Source organism: Henriciella sp., assembly GCF_049649345.1.
Taxonomy (GTDB): Bacteria; Pseudomonadota; Alphaproteobacteria; order Caulobacterales; family Hyphomonadaceae; genus Henriciella.
Genome location: NZ_JBARZC010000497.1, coordinates 1 through 3782, shown reverse-complemented (window position 1 = coordinate 3782; position 3782 = coordinate 1). Strand labels below are relative to the sequence as shown.

The 3782-nt window shown below is 61.6% G+C and carries 5 protein-coding genes and 1 tRNA gene; 5 read left to right on the top strand and 1 reads right to left on the bottom strand.

Going from position 1 to position 3782, the window contains the following annotated elements:
- Together WA989_RS13865 and WA989_RS13860 are read left to right on the top strand one after the other, a co-directional pair.
- On the top strand, nucleotides 1-229 hold a 229-nt coding region (locus WA989_RS13865; protein ID WP_424341079.1), incomplete at its 5' end, for a hypothetical protein.
- Between the two features lie 74 nt (nucleotides 230-303).
- Nucleotides 304-379: transfer RNA gene (locus WA989_RS13860), tRNA-Trp, on the top strand.
- 58 nt (nucleotides 380-437) lie between these two features.
- Here WA989_RS13860 and WA989_RS13855 read toward each other — a convergent pair.
- Nucleotides 438-593 (bottom strand): YqaE/Pmp3 family membrane protein, encoded by a 156-nt coding sequence (locus tag WA989_RS13855; RefSeq protein ID WP_424341078.1) that lies wholly within the window; start codon nucleotides 591-593, stop codon nucleotides 438-440.
- 186 nt (nucleotides 594-779) lie between these two features.
- On the opposite strand from WA989_RS13855, the gene WA989_RS13850 reads away from it, so the two are divergent.
- The 3 genes from WA989_RS13850 to WA989_RS13840 form a co-directional block, all read left to right on the top strand.
- Nucleotides 780-1802: a hypothetical protein gene (locus WA989_RS13850; protein ID WP_424341077.1), complete on the top strand. Its 1023-nt coding sequence runs from the start codon at nucleotides 780-782 to the stop codon at nucleotides 1800-1802.
- A gap of 105 nt (nucleotides 1803-1907) precedes the next feature.
- Nucleotides 1908-2330, top strand: a complete 423-nt coding sequence (locus WA989_RS13845; protein WP_424341076.1) for a hypothetical protein — start codon at nucleotides 1908-1910, stop codon at nucleotides 2328-2330.
- Nucleotides 2331-2410: 80 nt separating this feature from the next.
- Nucleotides 2411-3782 (top strand): copper resistance system multicopper oxidase (locus tag WA989_RS13840; protein ID WP_424341075.1); only part of this gene is annotated, 1372 nt, incomplete at its 3' end.

Below are 3782 nucleotides of genomic sequence, written 5' to 3'. Positions count from 1 at the left end.
CCTGCGCAGCGAGGATCTGTCGTCTTCGGCGCAGGCGGAACTCGACAAGGTGACGGACTTTCTCGGCGTGTCCCGCTTCACATTTGACGAGGAACCTCGCCATAACAGCGCACAGGACAGCGAAAAGATGCTGCCAGAGGACCGGGCCTTGCTCGAGGAGGCCTATCGCCTCGATGCTGAAGAGACCCGGCAGCTGCTGGGGTGGGAGCAGGGCGGCTGGAGCGTCTGAAAGGAGATGCAGGTCAGCGCCCTCATGCCTGTTGCACTCTGGGCCATGATCAGGCATTACACCGCTTCGCCTGAGCGGGTATAGCTCAGCTGGTAGAGCGGCGGTCTCCAAAACCGCAGGTCCTGGGTTCAAGTCCTAGTGCCCGTGCCAGGCGATTTTCTCCCAAGCAGCATCGTAAGCCGGAAGGCTCGGCACTGGCTTTGTCTGCCTAGTCGGCGATCACGATGACGGCGTGGATGATGCCCGGGATATAGCCGAGCAGGGTCAGCACGATATTAAGAAGAAACTGTCCGCCGATACCTCGGTCGAGCGCAACGCCGAGCGGCGGCAGCAGGATGGCGAGCAGAACTTTCAGAATGTCCATGGGATCTCCTTGCAGGTTCGAACGGGGGCGGCCGGCGCCCTTTGCATTGAGACAACGTCCGCCTCTTCGAAAGAGTTCCACCACTGGCGGTTGTGTGAAGTGGAACCTCCGGCCAACTTTTCCGTTTGTTGCCAGACAACTGTGCTGGCGCCTGCCAGCGCCGGAGCGAAGAGAGAGGACGCTATAATGCCATCCGACGTTTATACCGAACCGCGCAGAGACATTATCACCGCGATCGACGTCGCGCCGCAGCGACAGCGGGACTTTTCGTGGTCCGCCGCGCTCGCCGGTTTTGTCTGTGCACTGGCGCTGCAGGGGTTGTTCAGCCTCTTCGGCATTGGCTGGGGCTTCGACACGATCGACCCGGCTTCGGAATCCAGCCCGTTTGGCGGGCTTGCCTTGGGGGCCGGTCTCTACTGGCTGATCACCAGCCTGCTTAGCGTATTTGCGGGCGGCTATGTCGCTGCCCAGGTATCGGGGCGGCCACACATGCTGCCAGCGGTCCTGCACGGGATCACGGTATGGGCGCTTGCCACGCTTGTCAGCTTCTGGGCGATTACCGCAGCGCTCTCGTCCACGGCGCGCGCAACCGCCAGCGCGGCTGAACAAATCGGGCAGGGCGGTGCTGCCGCGATTGGCGCGGTTGCCGACGCCGATCTCATGCCCGAAGGCACCACCGATATGGTCGCGCAGGAGCTCGATCAGGCGATCGACAATCGTGAGCGCGTGATGGAAGACATCCGCACCGAAGTTCGCGATCTCTATCGCGAGGTGGTCTCGCCGCAGGAGCGTCAGCGGGTCGAAGCGATCGCCGAGGATGTCGCGTCTGACGTCATGCGCACGCCGGGCGACTTCTCGAGTGATATCTCGCTCGGTCTCGACCGGATGTTCGGCAGCAATGCGCCGCTAAGCGCGCAGGACCGCGCTGAACTCGAAGCCGCGCTTGGCGAGCGTTTCGATATTTCGGAGCAGCAGGCCCGCCGCATTGCCGAGCGCTGGGAAACGCGCTGGCAGGAAGCCAACGAGCGGGTTGAGGAACTCTACCGGGAGAGCAAGGAAGCGGTTCTGCAAGCCTCTGAAGAAGTGGCCGAGACGAGCGCCGATGCCGCCTTTGCACTTGCCATCGCGTCTTTCCTCGGTCTGCTCGCCGCCGCAGCTGGCGGTCTCGTGGGCACGCCTTCCGCGCGCCGCGACGAGGAAATTGCATAAACGGACGAGCGGCCGCATCGCGCCGCTCCAGCGCAAACCGCAGCAGCGTCGCAGGCGCTGCTGCGGTTTATTGCGCAGGGCGGAAACCTGCTTATCTCAGAAATGATGGCACACAAGATTCGCCTTCTCCTTCTGGCTCTGGCCGCCTCGCTGCTCGCTGCAGGGCTGATCGGTTGCACTGTGGCCAGTGCAGCGCCGCCCCTCCCTGGAGGCGCTTCGGTCCCCGTGCATCATGCCATGGGCACGGATGCGCATGCCGGCCATGGAGCGGCGGTGCCGGACGGCCATCATCCCGGCGATGACGAGGCGTGCGACAGCTGCGAGCAGACAGTGCTGCACAGGCTGGGCACCGCTCCGGACAAGGCGCTTAACGGCTACAGCGTGCCGGCGCCGGTCCTCGTCATTCCTGCGACGCTGCAGATCGATACGCAGAGACCGGCCCTCAAGCCAACCCCCTGGCCGCCTGACAGTCCTCCACGTTCTGGTCCGCCGACCCTCACCCAGCAGAAAATCAGTCTCTTGATCTGATCGGAAACGAAGTTTTCCAGCGCGCCTTGCGCGCTGGTCACATTCTTATTTCCACTGATTAGACAGGACGCTGAATCATCATGTTCAACAGACGACATTTCCTTGGGGCCGCGGGCGCCGCATTTGGCGCATCCAGCCTTTTACCTGCTTGGGCCAGAAGTGCCGCCCACGGCAATCTTGGCTTGCCGGTGCTGACGGGCAATGCCTTCAATCTCGATATTGGCAAGTTTCCGGTGCGCATCAATGGCCGCGCCGGCATGGCTACGGGCGTGAATGGCACCCTGCCAGGGCCATTGATCCGATTCCGCGAAGGCGAAGAAATCAGGATCAGCGTGCGAAACGGCCTCGATGCGGATACGAGCATTCACTGGCACGGCCTTCTTGTGCCGTTCTATATGGATGGCGTTCCGGGTGTCTCCTTTCCAGGCATCAAACCGGGAGAGACCTTCCAGTATAAATTCGCCGTCCCGCAGTCTGGTACATACTGGTATCATTCCCATTCCGGCTTGCAGGAACAGGTGGGGCACTATGGTCCGCTGATTGTTGATCCTGCCGGGGCTGATCCGGTCGCCTATGATCGCGAATACGTTCTGGTCCTTTCAGACTGGAGCTTCGAAAATCCACATCGCATCTTCGAAAAGCTGAAGAAGTCGGCCGAGACCTACAATTTCAATCAGCGCACGCTTGGAGACTTCGCTGAAGATGCGAGCGAGCAGGGATTTGGAGCTGCCCTTGAAGACCGGGCCATGTGGGGCGGCATGCGGATGAGTCCGCGCGACCTCGCGGACGTCACGGGCGCGACCTATACCTACCTCATCAACGGCCATGCCACGGCGGATAATTGGAACGCTATCTTCAAACCAAGTGAGCGGATCCGCCTTCGCATCATCAATGCTTCGGCCATGTCGATCTTCAATTTCCGTATACCGGGCCTGCCCATGACGGTGGTCGCGTCCGACGGCCTCAATGTGCGCCCTGTCGAAACAGACGAATTCCAGATCGGGACAGCAGAGACCTATGACGTCATCGTCCAGCCTGAAAGAGCAGGGGCGTATGCGCTTGTCGCTGAATCAATTGACCGGTCTGGTCAGGCTGTTGCGACGTTGGGTTCCGCACCCGGAATGCGTGCCGCTGTGCCAGAGCTCCGCGCTGTTCCGACGCTCACCATGAAGGATATGGCGATGGATCACGGGTCCATGAGCGGCATGGGTGATGACCAGCATGACACAGGCGGCACGGCCATGGACCACAGCTCGTCTGATATGGAGGCGGTGGACCATTCAGGCCACGATATGGGCGGCATGGATCACTCCGATCAAGACATGGGCGGAGATGCCGGTACGCAGGCCCACGCCCACCAAACAGGCCCGGGCGTCGCGAATACAGCCATGCTGCCTGTGAGCCGTCTCGATGAGCCCGGTCTCGGTCTTGAGACTGTGGGCCACCGCGTGC

Coding starts and splice junctions, on each gene's coding strand:
- WA989_RS13855 (WP_424341078.1), bottom strand. CDS start 593: ATGGACATTCTGAAAGTTCTGCTCGCCATCCTGCTGCCGCCGCTCGGC.
- WA989_RS13850 (WP_424341077.1), top strand. CDS start 780: ATGCCATCCGACGTTTATACCGAACCGCGCAGAGACATTATCACCGCG.
- WA989_RS13845 (WP_424341076.1), top strand. CDS start 1,908: ATGGCACACAAGATTCGCCTTCTCCTTCTGGCTCTGGCCGCCTCGCTG.